This window comes from Streptomyces sp. NPDC099050 (genome assembly GCF_044759865.1).
GTDB lineage: Bacteria > Actinomycetota > Actinomycetes > Streptomycetales > Streptomycetaceae > Streptomyces.
Genome location: NZ_JBIWAE010000011.1, coordinates 246,185 through 270,035 on the forward strand (window position 1 = coordinate 246,185; position 23,851 = coordinate 270,035).

Annotated in this window: 21 protein-coding genes; 9 read left to right on the forward strand and 12 right to left on the reverse strand. The window is 71.9% G+C overall.

Annotated elements, in window-relative coordinates:
- Positions 1-6: 6 nt before the first annotated feature.
- From ACIQV3_RS20655 to ACIQV3_RS20670, 4 genes are all read left to right on the forward strand, one after another.
- A complete protein-coding gene (locus ACIQV3_RS20655) occupies positions 7-180 on the forward strand; it encodes a hypothetical protein (RefSeq protein ID WP_389441913.1) in 174 nt (57 codons plus the stop codon).
- Positions 181-324: 144 nt separating this feature from the next.
- On the forward strand, positions 325-783 hold the full coding sequence (locus ACIQV3_RS20660; protein WP_403713843.1) for a BlaI/MecI/CopY family transcriptional regulator: 459 nt from the start codon (positions 325-327) through the stop codon (positions 781-783).
- Positions 784-792: 9 nt separating this feature from the next.
- Positions 793-1,323, forward strand: coding sequence for an amino-acid N-acetyltransferase (locus ACIQV3_RS20665; RefSeq protein WP_403713844.1), 531 nt, complete (start codon positions 793-795; stop codon positions 1,321-1,323).
- A gap of 167 nt (positions 1,324-1,490) precedes the next feature.
- The gene (locus ACIQV3_RS20670) at positions 1,491-1,826 is read left to right on the forward strand and encodes an Lsr2 family protein (protein ID WP_327305279.1); all 336 of its coding nucleotides are present in this window, start codon (positions 1,491-1,493) and stop codon (positions 1,824-1,826) included.
- Here ACIQV3_RS20670 and ACIQV3_RS20675 read toward each other — a convergent pair.
- Entirely contained in the window at positions 1,811-2,452 is a 642-nt protein-coding gene (locus ACIQV3_RS20675) for an SCO3374 family protein (protein ID WP_403713845.1), read from the reverse strand. The genes ACIQV3_RS20670 and ACIQV3_RS20675 overlap by 16 nt on opposite strands.
- Positions 2,453-2,940: 488 nt before the next feature.
- On the opposite strand from ACIQV3_RS20675, the gene ACIQV3_RS20680 reads away from it, so the two are divergent.
- Complete coding sequence (locus tag ACIQV3_RS20680) at positions 2,941-5,466, forward strand: ATP-dependent Clp protease ATP-binding subunit (protein ID WP_403713846.1); 2,526 nt, start codon at positions 2,941-2,943, stop codon at positions 5,464-5,466.
- 86 nt (positions 5,467-5,552) lie between these two features.
- Here ACIQV3_RS20680 and ACIQV3_RS20685 read toward each other — a convergent pair whose 3' ends face one another.
- The gene (locus ACIQV3_RS20685) at positions 5,553-8,540 is read right to left on the reverse strand and encodes an NACHT domain-containing protein (protein WP_403713847.1); all 2,988 of its coding nucleotides are present in this window, start codon (positions 8,538-8,540) and stop codon (positions 5,553-5,555) included.
- 405 nt (positions 8,541-8,945) lie between these two features.
- Here ACIQV3_RS20685 and ACIQV3_RS20690 point away from each other — a divergent pair, with 405 nt between their 5' ends.
- The gene (locus ACIQV3_RS20690) at positions 8,946-9,560 is read left to right on the forward strand and encodes a M23 family metallopeptidase (protein WP_403713848.1); all 615 of its coding nucleotides are present in this window, start codon (positions 8,946-8,948) and stop codon (positions 9,558-9,560) included.
- Here ACIQV3_RS20690 and ACIQV3_RS20695 read toward each other — a convergent pair whose 3' ends face one another.
- The 7 genes from ACIQV3_RS20695 to ACIQV3_RS20725 all read right to left on the reverse strand — a co-directional run bounded on the left by ACIQV3_RS20695 (position 9,561) and on the right by ACIQV3_RS20725 (position 16,057).
- Entirely contained in the window at positions 9,561-10,829 is a 1,269-nt protein-coding gene (locus ACIQV3_RS20695; protein WP_403713849.1) for a LamG-like jellyroll fold domain-containing protein, read from the reverse strand.
- An 81-nt stretch (positions 10,830-10,910) separates the two neighbouring features.
- Entirely contained in the window at positions 10,911-12,224 is a 1,314-nt protein-coding gene (gene cseC, locus ACIQV3_RS20700) for a two-component system sensor histidine kinase CseC (protein ID WP_403713850.1), read from the reverse strand.
- A gap of 49 nt (positions 12,225-12,273) precedes the next feature.
- Complete coding sequence (gene cseB, locus ACIQV3_RS20705; protein ID WP_403713851.1) at positions 12,274-12,975, reverse strand: two-component system response regulator CseB; 702 nt, start codon at positions 12,973-12,975, stop codon at positions 12,274-12,276.
- Positions 12,976-13,007: 32 nt separating this feature from the next.
- On the reverse strand, positions 13,008-13,664 hold the full coding sequence (locus ACIQV3_RS20710) for a hypothetical protein (protein ID WP_403713852.1): 657 nt from the start codon (positions 13,662-13,664) through the stop codon (positions 13,008-13,010).
- Between the two features lie 38 nt (positions 13,665-13,702).
- Positions 13,703-14,263, reverse strand: a complete 561-nt coding sequence (locus ACIQV3_RS20715) for a SigE family RNA polymerase sigma factor (protein ID WP_389441882.1) — start codon at positions 14,261-14,263, stop codon at positions 13,703-13,705.
- 189 nt (positions 14,264-14,452) lie between these two features.
- A complete protein-coding gene (locus ACIQV3_RS20720; protein WP_403713853.1) occupies positions 14,453-15,373 on the reverse strand; it encodes an A/G-specific adenine glycosylase in 921 nt (306 codons plus the stop codon).
- Between the two features lie 75 nt (positions 15,374-15,448).
- Positions 15,449-16,057 carry a phosphatase PAP2 family protein gene (locus ACIQV3_RS20725; RefSeq protein ID WP_403713854.1) on the reverse strand — a complete coding sequence of 203 codons (609 nt, stop codon included), beginning with the start codon at positions 16,055-16,057 and terminating at the stop codon, positions 15,449-15,451.
- A 145-nt stretch (positions 16,058-16,202) separates the two neighbouring features.
- Here ACIQV3_RS20725 and ACIQV3_RS20730 point away from each other — a divergent pair, with 145 nt between their 5' ends.
- Positions 16,203-17,039 carry a hypothetical protein gene (locus ACIQV3_RS20730; RefSeq protein ID WP_403713855.1) on the forward strand — a complete coding sequence of 279 codons (837 nt, stop codon included), beginning with the start codon at positions 16,203-16,205 and terminating at the stop codon, positions 17,037-17,039.
- 85 nt (positions 17,040-17,124) lie between these two features.
- Here ACIQV3_RS20730 and disA read toward each other — a convergent pair whose 3' ends face one another.
- Together disA and radA are read right to left on the reverse strand one after the other, a co-directional pair.
- Positions 17,125-18,249 carry a DNA integrity scanning diadenylate cyclase DisA gene (gene disA, locus ACIQV3_RS20735; RefSeq protein WP_403713856.1) on the reverse strand — a complete coding sequence of 375 codons (1,125 nt, stop codon included), beginning with the start codon at positions 18,247-18,249 and terminating at the stop codon, positions 17,125-17,127.
- A gap of 182 nt (positions 18,250-18,431) precedes the next feature.
- Entirely contained in the window at positions 18,432-19,859 is a 1,428-nt protein-coding gene (gene radA / locus ACIQV3_RS20740) for a DNA repair protein RadA (protein WP_403713858.1), read from the reverse strand.
- A 158-nt stretch (positions 19,860-20,017) separates the two neighbouring features.
- Between radA and ACIQV3_RS20745 the strand changes: the two genes are divergently transcribed.
- Positions 20,018-21,865, forward strand: coding sequence for a hypothetical protein (locus ACIQV3_RS20745; RefSeq protein ID WP_403713859.1), 1,848 nt, complete (start codon positions 20,018-20,020; stop codon positions 21,863-21,865).
- Here ACIQV3_RS20745 and ACIQV3_RS20750 read toward each other — a convergent pair.
- Entirely contained in the window at positions 21,862-22,698 is an 837-nt protein-coding gene (locus ACIQV3_RS20750; protein WP_403713860.1) for a hypothetical protein, read from the reverse strand. The genes ACIQV3_RS20745 and ACIQV3_RS20750 overlap by 4 nt on opposite strands.
- Positions 22,699-22,761: 63 nt before the next feature.
- Between ACIQV3_RS20750 and ACIQV3_RS20755 the strand changes: the two genes are divergently transcribed.
- Positions 22,762-23,709, forward strand: a complete 948-nt coding sequence (locus tag ACIQV3_RS20755; protein WP_403713861.1) for a Ppx/GppA family phosphatase — start codon at positions 22,762-22,764, stop codon at positions 23,707-23,709.
- Positions 23,710-23,851 lie beyond the last annotated feature (142 nt).

Here is a 23,851-nt window from a genome sequence, read left to right on the forward strand (position 1 = left end):
GGGGGCATGGACTACGTTTCCGCGCTCGTGCCCCCCTTCGTGATGGCCGTGTTCTTCGTCGCGCTCGTCGTGACGATCGTGAAGAGCCAGGGCGGCGCCAACAAGGCCAAGGAGGACGCGGCCGTCGACGCCGTGCTCGCCCGCGCCGAGGCCGCCCAGCAGGCCCAGCCCCAGAAGTAGGCCCCCTCAAGCCCCCTCGACAGGGGACGGGCGTACGGTTTCCCAGCCGTACGCCCCTCTTCGTTGGGCGGGCCCCGGGATTTTGTTGCGCCTTGCCGCCCGGATAGCCGCGCAATTCACCACAACCCGCACTATCGTGCTGCTGTGCCTCGCCCCTTGGGAGAACTCGAAGACGCAGTCATGACGCGGGTGTGGCAGTGGAACCGCCCGGTCACCGTTCGCGAAGTCCTGGAAGACCTGCAGCAGGAACGGTCCATCGCGTACACCACGGTCATGACCGTTATGGACAATCTCCATCAGAAGGGCTGGGTCCGCCGCGAGGCGGAAGGCCGCGCCTATCGATATACGGCGGTCTCCACCCGGGCCGCTTACTCGGCCGCACTGATGAACGAAGCCTGGTCGACGAGCGACAACCCCGCGGCCGCCCTCGTGGCCTTCTTCGGCATGATGTCGGCGGAACAGCGCGAGGCACTCAGGGACGCCGTACGCATCGTGCAGCCGGCGGAACCCGAAGCCTCTCCGGAACCCGAAGCCGCCCTCCCGGCGCCGCCGCCCGCCGGGGAAGGCGACTCCGCGGCGCCGGGCACCGTGCCGGGGCGATAACGTCCGGGCATGGGTGAGTTTTCCGCTGCACATGCAAAAACAGTGACGATCCGCCGAGCGCGCACCGGTGATGTTCCCGCGCTGCGCCGCCTGCTCGACCAGTACGTTCAGCAGCGGATCCTGCTGGACAAAGTGCCGGTCGTCCTTTATGAGGACATCCAGGAGTTCTGGGTCGCGGAACGCGACTCGGACGGCCAGGTCGTCGGCTGCGGTGCGCTCCACGTGATGTGGGAAGACCTGGCCGAAGTCCGCACTCTTGCCGTCGACCGCGACTTGAAGGGCGCGGGAGTCGGACATCTGGTGCTCGACAAGTTGCTGGAGACCGCCCGGAGGGTAGGTGTCAGCCGGGTTTTCTGCCTGACCTTCGAAGTGGACTTCTTCGCGAAGCACGGCTTCACCGAGATCGGCGAGACCCCGGTCGAGACCGATGTGTACATGGAGCTGCTGCGTTCCTATGACGAGGGTGTCGCGGAGTTCCTCGGTCTCGAACGAGTGAAGCCGAACACCTTGGGCAACAGTCGGATGCTTCTGCACCTCTGATCGATCACGGCGGGGATTTCACAGGAGCCCCCGGCGCCGTGGCCTATGTCCGAATCGCGTACGTTTCCCGACCCGTTGCGGACCCGAACCCGTGACGGGGGGTTTGTGTTTTCCAGGCAAAAGCGGTTTCCTTTCCGCGTACTGCTTTTCGATGAAAGGAAATCCCGGTGGCACAGAAGGTTCAGGTCCTTCTTGTCGACGACCTCGACGGCGGCGAGGCGGACGAGACGGTGACGTTCGCTCTGGATGGCAAGACCTACGAGATCGACCTCACCACCGCCAACGCTGAAAAGCTCCGCGGCCTCCTCGACCCGTTCACCAAGGGCGGTCGCCGCACCGGTGGCCGTGCCGCGGCGGGCCGTACCAAGGGCGGCCGCGCCGCCGCGACGTCCGGCAACCCGGACACGGCCGAGATCCGAGCGTGGGCCAAGGCCCAGGGCATGAGCGTCAACGATCGCGGCCGCGTTCCGCAGGACATCCGCGAGGCCTACGAGAACCGCTGACCTCCGGTCGGGGCCGTGGCGCCGATGCGATGCGCAGAGGCCGTACGCAGTCGCGCCCGGTGGCATTCCGTCGCCGCCGCCGCGACCAGGCGTACGAGACCGGGCCCGGTGGCGTCCCCGCCACGACCGGGCCCGGAGCCCCGCCCCGCAGCGGGCAGGGCGGGCAGCAGTGCCTCACACCCCTGCTCGGGGGGCCGCAGCCACACGGCGGCCCCCCGAGGGCTTTCCCCGGGCCCCACCAGGTGTCCCGGAGGCGCCGGAGCGGTGATCCGGCCACCCGTACCCAGGGCGGCGAGATCCAGGGGCACACCGCCCCACTCCAGCCAGTCGAGCAGCCCCTCCAGCTCGTCGGCGCTCCCCGGGGCCACCAGGAACCGCATCCTGCGCCCCATGAGCGCCACGGGACCCGTGGCATCGCGGCAGGGGCCGCGCAGTACCGCGGCGCCCGCATCGGCCGGCAGCTCCAGTACGTCGAACCGCACGCCGGTCACCAGCTGCGCGGGCGGACCGCCGGCCACGGGCCAGCCGAGCACGCGCTCGTACCAGTGCGCCGGTGCTTCGGTGGCTTCCGCCCCGATCGGGACGCGGGGGAGCGGGACGGTGGCGGGCGGCGCGGTGGGGGCCATGTCCGGAGCAACTGCGCAAACGCTCCGGAGTTACGCGGGCGGGGACGCGCGATGTGACCCAGGGCACTCGCACCAATGCGGAACGTAAACGTCCGGGGGCTCGGAGTCTCACATTCGGGACGGAAGCGTGTTCGCCCGTAGCGGAGGGAAGAGTCGTCCACCAGCGTGAACCGTCCGCGTCTTACGGGTAAGACATTCCTAGTGGATCGGGGCGACACGCTGATTTGCAGGGTCCGAGACCGGCTTCCGTTCGCCATCGGCGTACACGTGTGACGGGTATCTGCCTGGCCTGCGGGAACATCGTCTCGCACCATCGGGTTGGAGCAGTTGTCGGCACTTACAGCCGGGTTTTCCCACGGACGTGAGGGTGAGCCGCGGACGGATGTCGGCAGTTGGAATGAGCTGTCCCGCCCCGCGGGACTAGCATGCGGAAGGACAGGGCGGGGACCGACCCCGAACTGCCCGACCGCTCTGAGGAGCGATAAACGATGTTCGAGAGGTTCACCGACCGCGCGCGGCGGGTTGTCGTCCTGGCTCAGGAAGAAGCCCGGATGCTCAACCACAACTACATCGGCACCGAGCACATCCTCCTGGGCTTGATCCACGAGGGTGAGGGTGTCGCCGCTAAGGCCCTGGAGAGCCTCGGGATTTCGCTCGAGGCTGTTCGCCAGCAGGTTGAGGAGATCATCGGACAGGGGCAGCAGGCCCCTTCCGGCCACATCCCCTTCACCCCGCGGGCGAAGAAGGTCCTGGAGCTTTCGCTCCGAGAGGCCCTCCAGCTCGGCCACAACTACATCGGCACCGAGCACATCCTGCTCGGCCTCATTCGCGAGGGCGAGGGCGTCGCCGCCCAGGTCCTGGTGAAGCTGGGCGCCGATCTCAACCGAGTCCGGCAGCAGGTCATCCAGCTGCTCTCCGGCTACTCCGGCGGAGGCAAGGAGTCGGCCACGGCCGGCGGCCCGGCCGAGGGCACGCCCTCGACCTCGCTCGTCCTGGACCAGTTCGGCCGCAACCTCACGCAGGCCGCTCGCGAATCCAAGCTCGACCCGGTCATCGGGCGCGAGAAGGAGATCGAGCGGGTCATGCAGGTGCTCTCCCGCCGGACCAAGAACAACCCGGTCCTCATCGGCGAGCCCGGCGTCGGCAAGACCGCCGTCGTGGAGGGCCTGGCCCAGGCGATCGTCAAGGGCGAGGTTCCCGAGACGCTCAAGGACAAGCACCTCTACACGCTTGACCTGGGTGCCCTGGTCGCCGGTTCCCGCTACCGCGGTGACTTCGAAGAGCGCCTCAAGAAGGTGCTCAAGGAGATCCGCACCCGCGGCGACATCATCCTGTTCATCGACGAGCTCCACACCCTCGTGGGTGCGGGTGCCGCCGAGGGCGCGATCGACGCCGCCAGCATCCTGAAGCCCATGCTGGCCCGTGGTGAGCTCCAGACCATCGGTGCCACGACGCTGGACGAGTACCGCAAGCACCTTGAGAAGGACGCCGCTCTCGAGCGCCGCTTCCAGCCGATCCAGGTGGCGGAGCCTTCCCTCCAGCACACCATCGAGATCCTCAAGGGCCTGCGCGACCGCTACGAGGCCCACCACCGCGTCTCCATCACGGACGAGGCCCTCGTGCAGGCGGCCACCCTGGCCGACCGGTACATCTCGGACCGCTTCCTCCCGGACAAGGCGATCGACCTGATCGACGAGGCCGGCTCCCGGATGCGCATCCGCCGGATGACCGCGCCGCCGGACCTCCGCGAGTTCGACGAGAAGATCGCGAACGTGCGTCGCGACAAGGAGTCGGCCATCGACTCCCAGGACTTCGAGAAGGCGGCTTCCCTCCGTGATTCGGAGAAGCAGCTGCTGGCGGCGAAGGCCAAGCGCGAGAAGGAATGGAAGGCCGGCGACATGGACGTCGTCGCCGAGGTCGACGGCGAGCTCATCGCCGAAGTCCTGGCGACCGCGACCGGCATTCCGGTGTTCAAGCTGACCGAGGAGGAGTCCTCGCGACTCCTGCGCATGGAGGACGAGCTCCACCGTCGCGTCATCGGCCAGAAGGATGCCATCAAGGCGCTCTCCCAGGCGATCCGCCGTACCCGTGCGGGTCTGAAGGACCCGAAGCGCCCCGGTGGCTCGTTCATCTTCGCCGGCCCGTCCGGTGTCGGTAAGACCGAGCTCTCCAAGACGCTCGCCGAATTCCTCTTCGGCGACGAGGACGCGCTGATCTCCCTCGACATGTCGGAGTTCAGCGAGAAGCACACGGTTTCCCGCCTCTTCGGTTCGCCCCCCGGCTACGTGGGCTACGAAGAGGGCGGCCAGCTGACCGAGAAGGTCCGCCGGAAGCCGTTCTCCGTCGTCCTCTTCGACGAGGTCGAGAAGGCCCACCCGGATATCTTCAATTCCCTTCTCCAGATCCTGGAAGACGGTCGTCTGACCGACTCTCAGGGCCGGGTCGTGGACTTCAAGAACACGGTCATCATCATGACGACCAACCTGGGTACGCGGGACATCTCGAAGGGCTTCAACCTCGGCTTCGCGGCCGTGGGAGACACCAAGACCGGATACGACCGGATGAAGGCGAAGGTCAACGAAGAGCTCAAGCAGCACTTCCGGCCCGAGTTCCTCAACCGTGTCGACGACACGGTCGTCTTCCACCAGCTCACCGAGGAAGACATCGTCCAGATCGTCGACCTGATGATCGCCAAGGTGGACGACCGCCTGAAGGACCGTGACATGGGCATCGAGCTCAGCACGGAAGCGAAGGCACTGCTGGCCAAGCGCGGCTACGACCCGATCATGGGTGCCCGCCCGCTGCGCCGCACGATCCAGCGCGAGATCGAGGACATCCTGTCGGAGAAGATCCTCTTCGGCGAGCTGCGCCCCGGTCACATCGTGGTCGTCGGCAAGGAGGGTGAGGGCGACGAAGCCAAGTTCACCTTCCGAGGTGAGGAGAAGACTCCGATCGCGGACCTTCCCCCCATCGAGGCGTCGGGCTCCGGCCCGGACCTCACCAAGGGTGCGTAAGCGCTAGCCGCTCTCAGCGGTACGAAGGGGCGGCCCCGGAACCGAGAGGTTCCGGGGCCGCCCCTTCGGCGTGGGGCGGGCCGGGTTCAGGTCGGGAAGGTGTACGCCTGTGCCGAGCGCAGCTGCGCCTGCGGGAAGCTGTGGGCCATCTGCGCCTTCAGGGACGGGGTCAATCGCTCGGTGGCGTCGTAGACCGCGAGCGTCCTGAGCGAGGGCAGGCGCGCGTGTGCGGCGAGGCCGGGCAGTGTGTCGGTGCGCACGGCGAGCTCCTCCAGGTCCTCCAGCGCGGAGAGCTCCGCCCACGCGCCCGTCCCGCCCGGGCGCCAGTCGTGGCCGAGCCACAGCTTCCGCAGGCTCGTCAGCCGGCCCAGGCCGGTCAGGTCCGGGTCCGTTCCGTCCAGGGTGAGTTCCTCCGGCCGGGCTTCGGGAGAGAGGTCGGCGAAGGACCACGAACTGTGCCCCAGCAGCCCGAGCGTGCGCAGCCGGGGCCAGGAGGCGAGGGCCGGGCCGAGGGGGACGTCGTTGCCGAGGTGGAGGTTCACGTCCTCCAGGGGCAGTCCGTACAGCCCGCTCAGGTCCACCAGGGCGGGCCAGTAGTCGATGGTGAGCCACCGCAGCGAGGCGTGGCCGCGCAGGAACCCGGCGTCGGGCCCGCCGCGGAAGTGCCGCAGGGACAGGCCCGCCACCGGATGGCGGGCCAGGAAGCGGGTCAGGGCGCCCCGGCTCACCCCGTGCTGGACGGAGAGGCCGGGCGGGCCGGTGAAGCCCGTCAGCGCGGCGAGGTCGGCGTCCCGGTTGACGGCGAGCTCGTCGGGCGGCGGAACCATGCGCGCGAGCACCTCGGTCGCGTACTGCCCGGTGTCGAACCGCTCCCAGAACTGCGCGAGCATCTCGCGGATCTGTTCGTCGGGGTGGCCGCAGTAGCCGGAGAGGTAGCCGACGGCCGCCTCGGACCCGGTCTCCGCCGCGGCGATCACCGAGAGGCGTGCGTCGCGGTCCGACTTCCCGACGGACGGCAGCAGTTCCAGGATCAGCGGCCCGATCCGGCCGAGGGTGCGCGCCGCCTCCTCGTTCCTCGGCGGTATGAGCCGCAGGGCGGCCTTGTGGACGTCCTGGCGGAGCCCGGGATCCAGCTCGGCCGCGTACTCCAGTGACGCGAGGGCCAGCAGGACCGACCGGTCGGAGTCGCGGACCAGCAGGTCGCCGATGATTCCGGCGCGGTCGTGGGGGCGGCCCTGGGCGACCGCCATGCGGATGACGTCCTCCCACTGGTCGTCGTCCGCGTGCCGGGTCAGCTCGCCGAGGCCGCCCTCGTCCAGTGCGGCCCGGGCCCCGAGGAAGTCCTGGAAGGTGCGGTGGACGAACTCCAGGGTGTCCTCCGTGGGCGCGCGCAGCAGTCCGGTCCGCTCCAGGAAGTGCCGCAGGACGGCCGGGGCGTCACCGAGCACCTGGGCTGCCGGTACGGCGGGCAGCGCGGCGGCGATGAGCTCCTCGGCCCGCTTCCGGGAGATCTGGGTGCGGCCGTTGCGGATCAGCCAGTACGCGAGCCGCTGGAGGAGCTGGAGCTGCGGCTCCTCGGCCAGTTCCGGCAGGCGCAGGTCCCGCTCCCGGTCGCGGCGGTGCAGCAGCATCGACAGGGCGGCCGTGTAGAGCTCTTTGCGGCCCGAGGGCAGGAATCCGTGCCGTTCGCGGTGCAGGGCGCAGATCAGCCCGCACAGCAGCGGGTTGGTGGCGAGCCGGGCCAGTTCCGGCTTGGTGGCCAGGGACGCCAGCAGCTGGTCGCGGAGGTCCTCGCCCGCCTCGGCCGCGCGGTGCCAGCGGGTGACGAAGCCGGCCACGTCGGCCCGGTTCATGGGGGCGAGGGTCAGCTCGGCGAACTCCTGGGAGGCCAGCCAGTCCTGCCGGACCGCCGAGGGCCGGGAGGTAACCAGCCAGCGGTTGCCGGGGTAGGCGGTGAGCAGATCGGTGAGCCAGTCGCGGGCGCGGTCCCGCTCGCCCTCCGGGATCTCGTCGATGCCGTCCACCAGGACCAGGCCCCGGCCCGCGCCCAGGACCCGGCTCTCCCATCCCTCGGGGGGCTGGCCCTTCAGTGCGGTGGCGACCAGGAAGTCCTCGGGGGCGGGGAGGCGCTCCCCGTAGCGGGTCAGGTTCCGCAGGGGCAGGACGAAGGGGACGAGGCCGCCCTCGGGCTCGACCCGGGCGGTGGAGACGGCCAGCCACTGGATCAGGGTGGTCTTGCCCGAGCCCGCCTCGCCGCGGAGCAGGACCCGGGGCTCCAGGGCCAGTGCTTCCTCGGTGCTGACGGCGGCGGGGCCGTGGGCGGGGCCCTGCGGCGGGACCGTGGCACTGCCCGCGCCGTCGGCACGGCGCGGACGGGGGGTCGCCTCCAGGCTCACGTACGCCGCGTCCAGCGGCCAGCGCGCCGAGCCCGGCCTCAGGTCGATGCCGAAGATCGTCAGCGTGCTGTGCCGCTTGACCAGGTACTCCAGGTACCTCGCCTCGAATGCGGTGTCCCGGCCGTCCTGGCGGGGGATCCGGGCCAGGACGGCGTCGATCTTGGCGATGGTCTCGGCCTGCCGCCGGGCGCTCTCGATCAGGGCGGACGGGATGTAGGTGGAGCGGGTCGTGAAGAAGTGCAGGATGTGCAGGCAGGTGGTGTCCAGCAGCCGGTCGTGGAAGAGCTCGGCGTCCCGCCCCAGGCCCGTGGCCGGCGCCGCACGGCGCAGTTCGGCGGCGAAGGCGCGCGCGCCCATCTCGACCGCCTGGACGTCCTCCATGGCGAGGTCCCCGAGGGAGTGCAGGGTAGCGGCGAGCGCGGCCGAGACGCCCGCCTCCTCGCCGGGCGGCAGGGGCCGCTCGCCGGGGGCCCGTAAGGCCTCCTCGACCAGCTTGTCGGCGAGCCGGCGCAGGTCGTCCCGGGACAGCACGCGCTGCTCGCGCAGGGAGACGTACGAGGAGATCCGTACGGGCCGGTCCACGAGGCCGGCGCCCGCGCCCTCCCCGCGGAAGAGTTTCTTCACGAGGGGGGCCACTACCCCCGAGGCCAGCCGGATCCCCACCACGGATGCGTCCACGAGCCGGAGCGTAGCTTCCGTGTGACGCCCGTCGCAGGGCTTTGGTCCCGGCGCCGATCCGCCGGAGGTCCCGCAGCGGTGACAAGCCGCACAGGGCAAATCGGACCTACTAGGAACATTCGTAGAGATCGACGTCCGATTTGCCCCACCGTCGGGCCAGTGGGGAGGCGGTCAACAGGGCTGACAGCCCTCGCCGCATCTACGAGCCCGGGTAGTAACGGGGAGGTTTGGGGAAGCCGGGGTGCCCGGGTTACCAAGGATGAGCAAGCAAGCCCGGTGCCCGCTCAGCGCGCCGGGTCCTTTCTTGCCCGCAGCACCCGCAGCACCCGCAGTACCCGCAGTACCCCCGCAGTACCCGCAGTACCCCGCAGCACCATCCCCGTCCCCGGCCCGGAGGTTTCCTTCATGTCCGCGAAGCGCGTCAGCACCCGTCGTACCCGTATCGCCATCGGCGCCACCGCCCTCGGTGCGGCCCTGGCTCTCGGGGCCGGGACGACCGCGGCCTTCGCCGACGAGGTGCCCCAGGCCGAGCTGACCGGTACGGTCCAGCTCGTCGCCGAGCAGGCCGCCGCCCAGGCCGCCGCCCTCAAGGCGCAGGCCGCCCTGTGGGAGAAGCCGGTGTCGAAGTACACGCTCTCCGCGACCTTCGGCAGGGGCGGCACCATGTGGTCGCACAAGCACTCCGGCCAGGACTTCGCCGTCCCGGTCGGCACCCCGGTGGACGCCGTCTCCGCGGGCACCGTGGTCAAGGCCGGCCCCAACGGCGGCGGCGACGGTCCGGCCTACGGCAACGCCGTCGTGATCAAGCACGCGAACAACACGTACTCCCAGTACGCGCACCTCTCGAAGATCCAGGTCAAGATCGGCGAGAAGGTCACCAAGGGCGAGCAGATCGCCCTCTCCGGCAACACCGGCAACTCGAGCGGCCCGCACCTCCACTTCGAGATCCGGACCACCCCGAACTACGGCTCGGCCGTGAACCCGGTGTCCTTCCTGCGGACGGTCGGCGTCACCGTCTGATCAGCCGGTCACCCAGGCGTGGGTCGCCGTGGCGCGGCCCGCGGCGTCCAGGGCGCCCTTGCGGTGGGCGGCGGCCTGCTCGGGCGTGAAGGCCGATTCGTAGATCCGGATCTGGTTCATCCCGCCCTTGAACGCGCCGGCCCACGCGTCCTGGTGGCGGGCCCGGCCGAGCTGCAGCGGGCCGGAGTTCTGCCAGATCCCCGGGACCGCGGCCTCGCCGGCCTTCTTGCCGTCCACGTAGAGATGGATCATCTTCTTCTCCGCGTCGTACACGGCCAGCAGCACCGCCCAGGTCTTGACCGTCTTCTTCCCCGTGGAGGAGACCGTCACCACCGTGGGCGCGGCGCTCTTCTCGGTGGTCCGCACGCGGAACACCCAGGCCTGCTTGCCGTCCACGTCGTCGGCGCCCAGCTCGATGGAGAACGCCTCCCCGGTGCCCTGGCTCATCACGACGTGCGGGCCCTTCGCCGTGGAGGCGTTGTTGACGCGGGCCGCGAGGGTGAAGCTCTTGGTCGTGTCCACGCCCGGCTCGGTGGCCTGGGCGTACGAGTTCGGATTGCCCTTGAGGGTGAGCTCGTAGCGCGTGGTCACCTTGGGCACCGTGGCCTCGGGGCCCATGCGGATGCTGGTCTTGCCGACGCTGTCCCTGAGCAGGGAGACGTCGCTCGACACGGTGGGGGAGTAGCCCTTCGACGGTGAGGCGTCGGGGTCGGGCGATCCGGACCCCGGCGCGGACACGCTGGGGGACGCGGAGGGGGCGTTGTCGGCCACGTCCTTCGCGCCGGGCTTGCCGTCCCGCAGCAGCACGAACGTTCCGCCTCCGGCGAGCAGCAGGATGACGGTCACCGCTCCGCCCACCATCCACAGCCGCTTCTTGCGCCGCTCGGAGGCCGACCGGTCGGCCATCGCCTGCCAGTCGGGCTGATCCCCGAAGGCCACGGGCGGCGGGTTCGGGCCGGGCTCCTCCGGGAACGGCAGCGGGGGGCCGAAGGTGCCGGGCGCGGGCGGGCTCGGCGGGTAGCCGTAGCCATCGGCCTGCGGGTAGCCGTAGCCACCGCTCTGCGGGTAGCCGTAGCCACCGCTCTGCGGGTAGCCGTAGCCACCGCTCTGCGGGTAGGAGTTGCCGTCGTCCGACGCGGTCTGGTCGGGAGAGCCGGGCGGGAACCCGTAGCCGCCCGGCGCGGGTATTCCCTGCGGGAACCCGTAGCCGCCACCCTCCGGGGCGGGCTCGGGCTGGGGGCTGTGCGGGCGATCCGTACCGTCAGTCATGGTTCGGATGCTAAAACATCGGCGTCCGCAAGCGAACAGCCGATGGTCGCGATACGACACCGATCCCGCCCCCGCGCCCGCTCAGTCCTCCCGGCGCAGGATCGGGAAGCTCCCCGTCGCCGTCGGCGCGTGCTCGGGCAGCCACAGCACCGCCACCGCCCCCGCGGCCGCGCCGCTGTGGACGAAGCCGCCGGGGGCGGCCACGTTGCGGAACGTCAGCCGGGCGCCCAGCACCCGCGCCTGCCCCTCCGCGATGGTCAGCCCCAGCCCGTGCCCCACCCCGGCCCGGTCCGTGGACCCGGTCCGGAACCGGCTCGGCCCCTCGCGGAGCAGGGCCTCGGGGAAGCCCGGCCCGTGGTCCCGGACCCGTACGACCCGGCCTTCGACATCCACCTGAACCGGTGCCTTCCCGTACCGCGCCGCATTCGCGAGGAGGTTGCCGAGGATCCGTTCCAGGCGGCGCGGATCGGTGCTGACGATCTCGTCGGCGACGATCCGTACGCTCGCTTCCGGCATCAGCGAGGTGACCCGGCGGCTGACGAACTCGCCCAGCGCCACCTCCTGGAGCTCGGCCCGCTCGGACGCGCTGTCCAGCCGGGCCACCTCCAGGACGTCCTCGACCAGTGCGCGCAGGGCCTGCGCGCGGTCCCGTACGAGCTCGGTCGGCCGGCCCGGCGGCAGCAGTTCCGCGGCCGTGAGCAGGCCGGTCACCGGGGTGCGCAGCTCGTGCGCGATGTCTGCGGTGACCCGCCGCTCCGCCTCCAGCCGCTGCTGGAGCGCGTCCGCCATCGCGTCGACCGCCCGCGCGAGGTCGTCGGTCTCGTCGCGTACGACGCCCCCGACCGCGTCCCGCACCCGTACCTCGGGATCCCCGTGCGCCACCCGCTGCGCGGCGGCCGCGGCCTTGCGTAGCCGGCGCGAGATCTGGCCGCCGATCAGCACGCCGAGCGCCGACCCGCCGACCACCACGGCCAGCGAGCCGATGACCAGGGCCCGGTCCAGGTCGCGCACCATGTTGGCGCTCTCCCGGAACTGCGTGTGGAGCGACAGCACCTGCCCGTTGCCGAGCGGTACGGCCGCCCACACCTCGGGGAGCCCGTGCGGGTTGTCCTGGATGTAGGTGCCGCGCCGCCCGGACCGTGCCTTCTCGCGCAGCTCACCGGGCAGGTCCGGGTCGTTGAGCTTGGCGCCCATGGGCGGCTTGCGGCCGGCCTCGGCGTTGCGGGAGATGAACTGCACCCGGTCGAGCTGTACTTCGCGCGCGCTCTCCAGCATCGAGACCCGGGCAGCGCTGTGCACCACCAGGCTCAGCGCGATGGCGGTCAGCGCGCCCACGGACGCGATGGCGAGCGTGATCTTCCAGCGGATCCCGGTCCGCAGGGTGAACCGCTTCATGCAGATTTCATTCCCGCGCTCGTCCCCCGTGCTCGTTCCTCCCAAGGCATCAGGCCTTGAGCTTGTATCCGAATCCCCGGACGGTTTCGATCCGGTCCTGGCCGATCTTGGTGCGCAGCCGCTGGACGTGGACGTCCACGACGCGTGTGTCGCCGCCCCAGTCGTAGTCCCAGACCCGCTCCAGCAGCCGGTCGCGCGAGAGCACGGTGCCGGGGGAGCCGGAGAACTCCAGCAGCAGCCGCATCTCGGTGGGGGTCAGCGCCACCGAGGCACCCGCCTTGCGCACCTCCATGCCCTCCGTGTCGACCTCCAGGTCGCCGAAGAGCAGCACCCCGCGCTCGCCGGAGCCTTCGTCCTCGGACCCGCCCTGCGGGCCGCCGGCGTGGCCGAAGCGGCGCAGGACCGCGCGGATGCGCGCGACGAGGACGGAGCCGTCGAAGGGCTTGGTCACGTAGTCGTCGGCGCCCGCCTCCAGGCCCAGGACCACGTCGATGGAGTCGGCGCGCGCCGACAGCATGATGACGGGGACGGTGGACTCGTCGCGGATGCGGCGGCACAGGCTCACGCCGTCCATCCCGGGCACCATCACGTCGAGCAGTGCGATGTCGGGCCGGTCCGCGCGGAAGGACTCCAGGCCGGACAGCCCGTCGGGCATGGCCGTGACCACGAACCCGTCGCGTTCCAGCGCCAGGGTCGTGGCCTCACGGATGACGTCGTCGTCCTCCACGAACAGCACATGGGTCTCGGCCATGGGGAGCCTCGCCTCGCCTCGGTACTCGGTGCTCAGTTCTTCGGGCTGACGGCCGGGGCGGGGAGCGTCCCGCCGTCGACCACGTTGCTGTAGTCGGTGTGCACCCGGTCCTGCTCGGTGAACCGCTCGCCGTTCCAGCGGTACGTGATCAGGTCCTCCCCCGAGGGATAGGAGAGCGCGTCGCTCTTCCCGTAGACCGGCTTGGTGACGACCAGGTCGCCCCGGTCGATCTCGGCGTAGACGGGCGGCTGCTCGTCCGAGAAGACATTCTCGTACGAGGTCCCGTCCGCGCGGTACACGAACGAACCGCGGCCCAGCGCGTCGGCGCAGGACAGGACGTTGACCACGATGTCGACCTCAGGGCCGCCGGTGACCTTCCCGTAGCTGACGTCCACCGGGTACTCGTTGCCCGAGCAGGGCTTCAGGTCCCGCTTGGTCTCGGAGCTGACCTTGGGGTCCGCCTTGATCAGGGCGATCGGGTCGACCTTGGAGGCCGGCTTCCCGGAGGCCTGGGGGGTGAGGGCGGTGGAAGCGGCCGCGTCGTGGTCGGAGGCCGCCGAACTGGGGGCTCCGGTCTTGGCCACCGACTCGGTACGGGCCGGGCCGCCGTCCCGCAGCCCCGTTCCCCCCGTCGAGCAGCCGACCGCGAACAGCACGGTGCCGGCGAGGACGATCGTCCCCGCCGACATCAATACCACCGAGCTCTTGCCGCTCAGTCTTGGGCCAATCAGGCCGCGCACCGCTCACGCCCCTCGTACCGGATGGTGTGGTCACCGCGCTCCAGCGCCCGCAGGTCCAGGTCCCGGCTCTCCAGTTCCTGCCGGAGGCGGGCCAGTGCGCGGTGCAGAGTGCTCTTCACGGTTCCCGCCGACATGCCGAGCGCCGCGGCCGTCTCCTCGGTGCTCATCTGCTCCCAGTGTCGCAGTACCACCACACTGCGCTGCTTGGGCGCGAGCACCTTGAGGATGTCCATGAGCAGGGCGCGGTCGGCGCGCTGGTCCGAACCGTCCTCGACGGAGGCGTCGGGGAGCTGCTCGGTGGGAACCTCTTCGAGCTTGCGGGCCCGCCACCATTCGGTACGGGTGTTGATCATGACACGGCGCAGGTAGGCGTCGGCAAGGGACTTGTCGGCGATGCCGTCCCAGCGGCCGTAGGTGCGCACGAGCGCGGTCTGCAGGAGGTCCTGTGCGTCGGTCGGGTCCGGAACCAGGCGACGGGCACTGCGCAGCAGCGCGTCCTGCCGGGTGCGTACGTACTCTTCGAATTCGAGTACCTCGCCGTGCGCCATCTCAGACCGCCTCCGTTCCGACCAACCGCTGAACCGCTGCCTTACGGATTCGACGGTACGGAGGCGTTGTCACGGGCCTGTGCGGGTCAGCCTTCGGTGGGCGCACGGACACCCATAGGTTATGTAACAGAGCCCGTGAGCTGCGGTTTCTCCGGACAAGCGGAATCCCTGAGTCAGTCTCGGGCGGCTTTAGGGGGTGGTGTCGGGGACGGTCTTCGCGGGGCCGGCCGGCAGCCGGTACATGAGGCCGGGGAGCGGCTCCACGAGCCCGTCCGAGACCAGCCCGTCGAGAGCGCGGGCCCGCTGTACGGGCTCCTCCCAGACGGTGTCGAGGAGGGACTGCGGCACGGCGCCGACCGCCTCGCGCAGCACCGCGAGGAGCTTGCCGCGCACCTGCCGGTCGGTCCCGGCGTACGTCTGCCCGCGCCGCGGCGGTCCCTCGTGGGCGGGCTTGCCCGCCAGCCGCCACGCGCACAGCCCGGCCACCGGACAGCTCCCGCAGTCCGGGCTCTTGGCCGTGCACACCAGCGCCCCGAGCTCCATGGAGGCCGCCGCCCAGCGGGCCGCGGTGTCCTCGTCCTCGGGCAGCAGGGCCCGCGCCAGGCGCCGCTCGGCGGCCGTCGTCGCGTTCGGCGGGTACTCGACCCCGGTCGCGGTGCGCGCGAAGACCCGGCGCACGTTGGTGTCGAGGACCGCGTGCCGCTGCCCGTACGCGAAGGAGGCCACGGCGGCCGCCGTGTACTCGCCGATCCCGGGCAGGGCCAGCAACTGCGCGTGCTCGCGCGGTACGTCGCCCCCGTGCCGCTCCGTTATGGCGACGGCCGCGCCGTGCAGGCGCAGGGCCCGGCGCGGGTAACCGAGGCGGCCCCAGGCGCGGACGGCCTCACCCGGGGCGTCGGCGGCGAGGTCGGCGGGCCGGGGCCAGCGGGCGAGCCACTGCTCGTAGACCGGCCGGACCCGGTTGACGGGGGTCTGCTGGAGCATGAACTCGCTGACCATCACCCCCCAGGGGCCGGCCTCGGGGCGGCGCCAGGGCAGGTCGCGGGCGTGTGCTTCGAACCACGCGATGACGGGGGAGTGCAGCGCGGTGGTGGGAATGGTTGCAGTCATGGCAGACGGCATCCTGGCACGTTTCGGGCCCGGGGGGAGTCGTGTCGGCTCCCGGGCCCGCTGCCCGTCCGTGTTCTAGCGGGCCGGGTCCGGGCCGGTGATCAGGACGGCCGTGCGGCCGCCACTGGTCCGCGCGGCGGCGACGACCCTGGTCACCGGGCCGGCGAGGGCGAGCGCGGCGAGCGCGGCGAGGCTCGCGCCCAGCAGCAGGCCCATGGCCACGTCGTGCGGGTAGTGGACACCGACGAAGACGCGGGAGAAGGCCATCAGCAGGGCCAGCGGTACGGTCAGCAGCACCAGCTCGCGCACGGTCAGCGCCAGCGCCACGGCGGCCGCGCCCGCGATGGTGGCGTGGTTGCTGGGGAACGACCAGTCGCCGGTGGCCGGGCACGTGATCAGCGAGGCCGCCGCCCCGGCCACGGCCCGGCACGGGCGCTCCTCGTCGACGGTGGACTTCACCAGCTCGGAGGCGACGTAGGCCAGGGCGGTGACGAAGGGGGCGAGGACCGCGAGCGCCACCGTGCGGGGGGCGCGGGCGCCGCGCGCGCGCCACCACACGGCTATGAAGAGGGCGCCGAAGACGAGCAGCCCGTACTCGGTGAAGAACTCGAACGCCGATTGCGCCCAAGCGGGGGTCGAGTGGGCGAAATCGGTGACGTCGAGGTAGAGACCGGAGCTGTCCATGGTGACTGAAGGTATCCAAATCGGAATAACGTCCTCATCAGCCCCCCTCCCCTCCTTCGCCCCGCAGGATGATCATCGGCAAAACAAGCCGTGTACCCGGCATGTGGGCACTGATCGCGCCCCGAACTCTCGTAAGGTTCCGTCCGTGGGATCTCTGCGCAATCCGGTCGGGCCGCTCCCCTCCTCCATCTACTGGCGACGGAGGGCCGTGCTGGCGTCCGTTGCCGCGCTCCTCGCGATGCTCGCCGTATGGACCGTCAGTTCCGGTGCGGGCAAGTCGAGTACCAACGGCAAGGGCCAGGGCGGCTCCGGTCCCGTCACCCAAATCACCCCCGGACCCTCGGGTTCCGGGCCGGCGATCAGTCAGGCCCCGGGCGGGCGCGGCGAGTCGGGCTCGGGCGGCTCCGGCGCCTCGGGCGGGAGCGCCGGCACCGGCACGGGCTCCGACCCCGGCGCGAGCCCCGGCACGGGCAAGAACGGCGAACCGGGCGCCGAGCCCGGCGGCGCCGACCAGGGCGGGGCGGGCGGCGCAGGCGGCTCCTCGGCGGGCCAGGTCGTCCCGGCCGACTCGCCGGTGCCCACGTGCGCGCCCGGTGCGCTGCAGTGGGAGGTCAAGAGCGTGAAGAACGAGTACGAGGCGGGCGAGAAGCCGCGCCTCGAACTCATCGCGCGCAATGTCTCGGGCACGACCTGCAAGGTCGATCTCGGCCCGAAGCAAGCCGTGCTGACGATCACCCAGGCGAGCAACGCCAAGCCGGTCTGGTCCTCGGCGGACTGCCCGGAGGGCGCGGGCAACGTGTTCTACCGGGTCCCCTCGCAGGGCGAGACCAGGCGGACCCTGGACTGGGACCGCCACTTCAGCGAGGCGACCCAGTGCCAGTCGCCTCCGGCGGGGGTGGCGGCGGCGGACACCTACGTGGTGGAGGTCAAGTCCCCGGGGATGCCGGTGACCAATACCTCGTTCGTCCTGAAGCCGGAGTAGCGGCAGTAGCCGGAGCAGCCGGAGCCGGACGGAACCGAGGGGCCGGACCGCCTACGGGCGGTCCGGCCCCTCCCGCGTTCAAGGCCTAGACGTACCGCTCCAGGATGGAGGACTCCGCCAGCCGGGACAGCCCCTCGCGGACGCTGCGCGCACGCGCCTCGCCGACGCCGTCGACCGTCTGCAGATCGTCCACCGACGCCGCGAGCAGCTTCTGCAGCCCGCCGAAGTGCTCCACCAGCCGCTCGATGATCGCCCCGGGCAGCCGCGGAATCTTCGCCAGCAGCCGGTACCCGCGCGGGGACACCGCCGAGTCCAGGGTCTCCGGCGAGCCCGTGTATCCGAGGGCCTTCGCCACGATGGCCAGCTCCAGCAGCTCCGGATGCGTCAGCGCGTCCAGCGCCGGCAGCGCCTCGTCCACCGTGCGGGAACGCTTCGCCGTCGGCTCCGGCACGTAGTCCCGGATGACGAGCTCCCGCTCCTGCTCGATCCCGACCGTCAGCTCGTCGAGCTGGAGGGAGAGCAGCCGGCCGTCCGTGCCGAGCTCCACCACGTACTCCGCGATCTCCGTCGCGATGCGCCGCACCATCTCCAGCCGCTGCGCCACCGCCGTGACGTCGCGGACCGTCACCAGGTCCTCGATCTCCAGCGCGGACAGCGTCCCGGCGACCTCGTCCAGGCGGAGCTTGTACCGCTCCAGCGTGGCCAGTGCCTGGTTCGCCCGCGACAGGATCGCCCCGGACTCCTCCAGCACGCGCCGCTCGCCGTCCACGTACAGCGCGATCAGCCGCATCGACTGCGAGACCGACACCACCGGGAAACCGCACTGCTTGGAGACCCGGTCCGCGGTCCGGTGCCGGGTGCCCGTCTCCTCGGTGTGGATCGACGCGTCGGGCACCAGCTGGACGCCCGCCCGCAGGATCTTGGTGATGTCCTTGTCCAGGATCAGCGCGCCGTCGAGCTTGCACAGCTCGCGCAGCCGGGTCGCGGTGAACTCCACGTCCAGCACGAAACCGCCCGTGCACATGGCCTCGACCGACTTGTCCATGCCGAGGACGATGAGCCCTCCGGTATTGCCGCGAACGATCCGTTCGAGCCCGTCACGCAGGGGCTGACCAGGTGCGACCGCGCTCAGTGAGGCGCGCATCATGGCGTCCTGCTTGGAGCCGGCGGCCGACTTCCCGGATGCTGCTGCCCCGTCCTTGGCTGCCACTGCACTCCTCCGGTCGCGGGATGTACCGCCTGCGTACGGCCGGGCGGACCATCCCGAAGTCTACCGGCGCGGCCCCGGCGCCCGCCGTCCCTTGGCCGGGCCGGTCCGGGGAGCACTCCGTCCGGGCCCACTGACCTGCTGTGGAGGGCCGGCCGGAGCGCTTCCGGGGTGCTCCCGGAGCGCTACTGGCCCGCGGCGGCTTCCTTGGCGTCCTTCGCCGGCGTGCGCGACCGCCCGCGCGGCAGGACCCGTAGGGCGTCGCCCATGTCGGCGACCTCGGTCACCTTCATGCCCGCCGGGACCTTCCCCGGGTCCACCGGCACCAGCGCGTGCGTGAAGCCGAGCCGGAACGCCTCCGCGAGCCGCCGCTGCACGCCCGTCACGCGCCGGACCTCGCCCGCGAGGCCGACCTCCCCGATGGCGACCAGGTTCTTCGGGAGCGGTACGTCACTGGCGGCCGAGGCCAGCGCCAGCGCGACGGCCAGGTCGGCGGCCGGCTCGGTCAGCTTCACCCCGCCCACGGTCGCGGTGTAGATGTCCCGCTTGCCGAGCGCCGTGATCCGCCCGCGCTGCTCCAGCACCGCCAGCATCATCGAGACGCGCGAGGTCTCCAGTCCGGAGGTGGTGCGGCGCGGTGAGGGGATCTGCGAGTCGACCGTCAGCGCCTGCACCTCGGCGACCAGCGGGCGCTTGCCCTCCAGGGTCACCGTCAGGCAGGTGCCGGGGACGGCCTCGGCGCGGCGGGTCAGGAACAGCCCGCTCGGGTCGGCGAGCCCGTTGATGCCCTCGTCGGTGAGCTCGAAGCAGCCGACCTCGTCCGTGGTGCCGTACCGGTTCTTCACGCCGCGTACGAGGCGCAGCCGCGCGTGCCGGTCGCCCTCGAAGCTCAGGACCACGTCGACCAGGTGCTCCAGCAGGCGGGGACCGGCGATCGCCCCGTCCTTGGTGACGTGGCCGACCAGCAGCGTGGACATCCCGCGTTCCTTGGAGGCGCGGATCAGTGCCCCGGCCACCTCCCGGACCTGCGCCATGCCGCCGGGTGCGCCGTCGATCTCGGGGGAGGCGACCGTCTGTACGGAGTCCATGATCAGCAGCGAGGGCTTCACGGCGTCGAGGTGCCCGAGCACGGCGGACAGATCGGTCTCGGCGGCCAGGTAGAGGTGCTCGCTGAGCGCGTTGATCCGGTCGGCCCGCAGCCGCACCTGGCTCGCCGACTCCTCGCCCGTGACGTACAGCGTGCGGTGCTCGTCGGAGGCGGCCTTCGCCGCGACGTCGAGCAGCAGCGTGGACTTGCCGACGCCCGGCTCGCCCGCGAGCAGGACGACCGCGCCGGGGACCAGCCCGCCGCCCAGCACCCGGTCCAGCTCGCTCACGCCCGTGCTGCGCGCGGTCGCGGTCCGCACGTCGACCTGCCCGATCGGCACGGCGGCCGTGGTGACCCGGCCGGCCGCGGTGGTGCGCACGGCGGGCGAGCCGCCGAGCTCCTCGACGGTGCCCCAGGCCTGGCACTCGGGGCACCGGCCGAGCCATTTGGCGGTGGAGTACCCGCACTCGGTACAGCGGTAGGACGGCCGGTCCTTAGCGGATGAACGAGATGTACGGGCAGCCATGCGGCCCACCGTAGCCGCCGCCACCGACAGCCCGGCGTACACGCCGTGGCGTGCACCGTCAGGGACGCCGTCAGCACGGCGCCGATCTGTTCACCCGTAAGGGCTAAAACTGGTGAAGGCTTCCGGAGCGCCACCGGCGCGCCGCCTACGGTCGCCAAGTGAACAGCAGCAACCAGGGACACCCCGCTCCGCGCACCGGCGCACACCGGGCGCACGGGCGCACGCCCCCCGAGGCGACCAGGGTGGAGCAGCCGCCACCGTTCCGGTACGAGCCCTACCTGGACGGGCTGTTCACGTACTGCCTCTCGGTCCTGTGCGACCACGACACCGCCACCGACGTGCTCGGCGACGTCCTCGCCGTGGCCGACCGCCATCCCGGCCGCTGCCCCGACGAGGGGGACCGGCGGGCCTGGCTCTACGCCCTGGCGCGCTGGGCCTGCCTGCGCACGCTCGCCGAGCGGCGGCGTACGCGCTACGGGTACGGGGGAGCGCATTCCGCCCGGCGTGCACCGGAGCACACCAACCCCGGCCGTGCGCCGGATCCCGCCACGGCGAGCGCCGACGCGAACGCGGCGGCGAACGCCGCGGCGGCCGGCCTCGGTGGTCCCGGCCCCGGCGGCCCCGGCGGCCCCGGTGGTCCCGGCCCCGGCGGGCTCGACGTGTCCGCCTACCGCCGCACCGAGCTCGCCCGCCTCGCCTGGCCGGAGGCCGCCGGAACCAGTCCCGAGCAGCGCGAGGCGCTCGAGCTCGCAGTCCGCCACCGCCTCGGCGTCCCCGAACTCGCCGCCGTCCTCGGTACGCCCCCGGCCGCCGCCCGCGAACTGCTCTCCGGCGCCGCCTGCGAGGTGGAGCGCACCCGCGCCGCCCTCGCCGTCGTGGAGACGGGCAACTGCCCGACCGTGTCCCGGCTCGCCGTCGACGGGGGCGACGGCGGCGAAGGCGGGGGAGACGGGAACCTGCTCCTCTCCTCCTCGCTGCGCGCCGAGCTCGTCCGCCACGTCGACGACTGCCCGCGCTGCCGCCGCGTCGCCGAACGCGTGGGCGCCGGCGCGCCCTGGCCCGGCTCGGGCGGCATCAACACGGCCGCCCTCCCGCTGGTCCCGGCCCCGCGCACCGCCGTCCGCGCCGCGATGCTCCGCTCCGGCGGCCGCCGGGGCGCCGGGACCGGACCGCGCTTCGACCGCACCGGCTTTCCGATGGACCCCAAGGACCGCGCGGCCCGCCGCGACCGGCTGCGCACCCGCGCCGTGACCACCACCGTCGTCGCCACCGTCGTCGCGGCTCCGGTGCTGGCGCTGTGGGCGGCCTACCGCGGCGCCCCGAGCACCGGGGAACCCGTCGGCAACGGCTCCACCCGCATCTCCGCGAGCGAGGCGGAACTCCCGCAGGCCCGCACCGACGGCCGCCCGCTGACGGCCTACGAGAACGCGGGCAACGCCGCCGTCACCACCGACGGCCCCGACTTCGCCCCGGACGGAGCCGCCCCCGACGTCTCCGTGGAGGTCATCAGCAGCGGCGCGCCACCGAGCTCCACCCCCGGCGCTCCCGGAGCCCCGGGCCGGCTGACCGCGACCGCCTCCACCCGCGGAGCGACCACCCTGCTCACCCTCACCGCGTCGGGCGGCGCCCCGGTCGAGTGGCGGCTGTGGTCCGACGCCCCGTGGCTGCGCGCCAGTACGACCTCCGGCCGGCTGGCGCCAGGAGAATCGGTCACCCTACGGATCACCGTGGACTCCGGAGCCCAGCCCGTAGGGGCCTGGAGCGCCCGGGTCGGCGTGGACCCGGGCGGCGCGGTGATCTCCATCCGGGGCCGGGGCCGCCCGGCACCCACTCCGCCCGGTCCGCAGCCCACCCCGCCCGAGCCGCAGCCGACTCCCACGCCCACCCCGACGCCCACACCCACGCCGACCCCCACCCCGGAGCCGACACCCACGCCGACACCCACGCCGACGCCGAGCCCCTCGGACGGGGCCACACCGGCGCCGGACCCGACCCCGGCGCCCTAGGCGGCGGGGCCGGGGGTGGGATCGGCCGGGTGCGGGGCCATCGGCAGCAGCGAGGAGAGCCGCGCCTCGCAGAGCCGTACGAGCTCCTCGTACCCCTCCTCGCCCATCAGCTCCGTCAGCTCGGCGCGGTACGACTCGTACACCGGCTTGCCGGCGCCGTGCGCGGACGTGGCCGAGGTGCACCACCAGTGCAGGTCGTGGCCGCCCGGCCCCCACCCGCGCCGGTCGTACTCGCCGATCGACACCTGCAGGACGCGGGTGTCGTCGGGTCGGTCGATCCACTCGTAGGTCCGTCGGATCGGAAGCTGCCAGCACACGTCCGGCTTGGTCTCCAGCGGCTCCTGCCCGCCGCGCACCGCCAGGATGTGCAGGGAACAGCCGGCCCCCGCCGGGAAACCGGGCCGGTTCAGGAAGATGCAGGCGCCGTCCCAGCGGCGGGTCTGCTTCTCCCCGTCGTCGTCGTGCTGCGTCCACCCGGTCTCGCTGCCGACGTCGTGGAACTGCCACAGCTCCGGCGTCAGCCGCGCCACGTTCTCCGCGACCCGCTTCTCGTCGTCCTCGTCTGAGAAGTGCGCGCCGAGCGTGCAGCAGCCGTCGTCCGCGCGGCCCGCCTGGATGCCCTGGCAGCCGCTGCCGAAGATGCAGGTCCAGCGGGAAGTGAGCCAGGTCAGGTCACAGCGGAAGACCTGCTCCTCGTCGGCGGGGTCCGGAAACTCCACCCAGGCCCGAGCGAAATCGAGCCCCTTCTCGTCCGCCCGGGCGGCGGCCTTGGCACCCTTGGCGGCCTTGCCGGCCTTGGTCTTGGACTTGTTGGCCTTCTTCGTATTTGGCACAAACCCCAGCCTAAGCGCCCCTTACTCCACCCCTACGCCTTTGGACCAGTAGCGTTTCCCCTCATGAGACTCGGTGTCCTTGATGTGGGTTCGAACACGATCCATCTGCTGGTGGTGGACGCACACCCCGGTGCGCGCCCCCTGCCCGCGCACTCGCACAAGGTGGAACTGCGGCTTGCGGAGCTGCTCGACGTACACGGCGCGGTGACGCCCGAGGGCGTCGAGCGGCTGGTTTCCGTCATCGGGGACGCGGTGCAGGCCGCCGAGGACAAGGGGTGCGAGGACGTACTCCCCTTCGCGACGAGCGCGGTACGGGAAGCCACGAACGCCGACGAGGTCCTGGCCCGGGTCAAGGCGGAGACGGGCGTGGACCTCCCCGTCCTCAGCGGTGACGACGAGGCCCGCCTGACGTTCCTCGCGGCGCGGCGCTGGTGCGGCTGGTCGGCGGGCAAGCTCCTGCTCCTGGACATCGGCGGAGGCTCGCTGGAGATCGCGTACGGCATCGACGAGGACCCGGACGCGGCGGTCTCGCTCCCGCTGGGCGCCGGACGCCTGACGGCGGGCTGGCTCCCGGGCGACCCGCCGGACCCGGCGGACATCCGGGCCCTGCGGCGCCACGTACGGGCCCAGATCGCCCGCAAGGTCGGCGTGTTCAGCCGCTTCGGGACGCCGGACCGGGTGGTGGCCACCTCGAAGACCTTCAGGCAACTGGCCCGGATCGCGGGCGCGGCCCGCTCCGCGGAAGGCCTCTACGTCCAGCGGGACCTGACCCGGAAGTCGCTGGAGGAATGGGTCCCGAGACTGGCGGCGATGACCACCGCCCAGCGCTCCGCCCTGCCGGGCGTCTCCGAGGGCCGCTCCAACCAGCTCCTCGCGGGAGCGCTGGTGGCGGAGGGCGCGATGGATCTCCTCGGGGTCGACGCGCTGGAAATCTGCCCCTGGGCCCTGCGAGAAGGCGTCATCCTCCGCCGCCTGGACCACCTCGGAAGGTCGACTCCGGTCGGCGTCTGACCGTGCCGCGCCGTTGCGCCTCAAGCGCCGGCGGGGCTGGGGTGTGTCGGGGCTCGGTGGCTGCGGGTGGGGGGTCGGTGCCGGGGGCGGGGTGGGGTGTCGGCCTGGACTGCATGATTTAGGCGCCCTGTCCTTTGCTTCG

Excerpts from the sequence above, each read along its gene's own strand:
- ACIQV3_RS20695 (WP_403713849.1), bottom strand. The coding sequence starts at position 10,829 with ATGACTGACGGTACGGATCGCCCGCACAGCCCCCAGCCCGAGCCCGCC.
- ACIQV3_RS20655 (WP_389441913.1), top strand. The coding sequence starts at position 7 with ATGGACTACGTTTCCGCGCTCGTGCCCCCCTTCGTGATGGCCGTGTTC.
- ACIQV3_RS20720 (WP_403713853.1), bottom strand. The coding sequence starts at position 15,373 with ATGACTGCAACCATTCCCACCACCGCGCTGCACTCCCCCGTCATCGCG.
- radA (WP_403713858.1), bottom strand. The coding sequence starts at position 19,859 with ATGGCTGCCCGTACATCTCGTTCATCCGCTAAGGACCGGCCGTCCTAC.
- ACIQV3_RS20680 (WP_403713846.1), top strand. The coding sequence starts at position 2,941 with ATGTTCGAGAGGTTCACCGACCGCGCGCGGCGGGTTGTCGTCCTGGCT.
- ACIQV3_RS20665 (WP_403713844.1), top strand. The coding sequence starts at position 793 with ATGGGTGAGTTTTCCGCTGCACATGCAAAAACAGTGACGATCCGCCGA.
- ACIQV3_RS20755 (WP_403713861.1), top strand. The coding sequence starts at position 22,762 with ATGAGACTCGGTGTCCTTGATGTGGGTTCGAACACGATCCATCTGCTG.
- ACIQV3_RS20715 (WP_389441882.1), bottom strand. The coding sequence starts at position 14,263 with ATGGCGCACGGCGAGGTACTCGAATTCGAAGAGTACGTACGCACCCGG.
- cseB (WP_403713851.1), bottom strand. The coding sequence starts at position 12,975 with ATGGCCGAGACCCATGTGCTGTTCGTGGAGGACGACGACGTCATCCGT.
- ACIQV3_RS20675 (WP_403713845.1), bottom strand. The coding sequence starts at position 2,452 with ATGGCCCCCACCGCGCCGCCCGCCACCGTCCCGCTCCCCCGCGTCCCG.
- cseC (WP_403713850.1), bottom strand. The coding sequence starts at position 12,224 with ATGAAGCGGTTCACCCTGCGGACCGGGATCCGCTGGAAGATCACGCTC.
- ACIQV3_RS20725 (WP_403713854.1), bottom strand. The coding sequence starts at position 16,057 with ATGGACAGCTCCGGTCTCTACCTCGACGTCACCGATTTCGCCCACTCG.
- ACIQV3_RS20710 (WP_403713852.1), bottom strand. The coding sequence starts at position 13,664 with ATGTCGGCGGGGACGATCGTCCTCGCCGGCACCGTGCTGTTCGCGGTC.
- ACIQV3_RS20690 (WP_403713848.1), top strand. The coding sequence starts at position 8,946 with ATGTCCGCGAAGCGCGTCAGCACCCGTCGTACCCGTATCGCCATCGGC.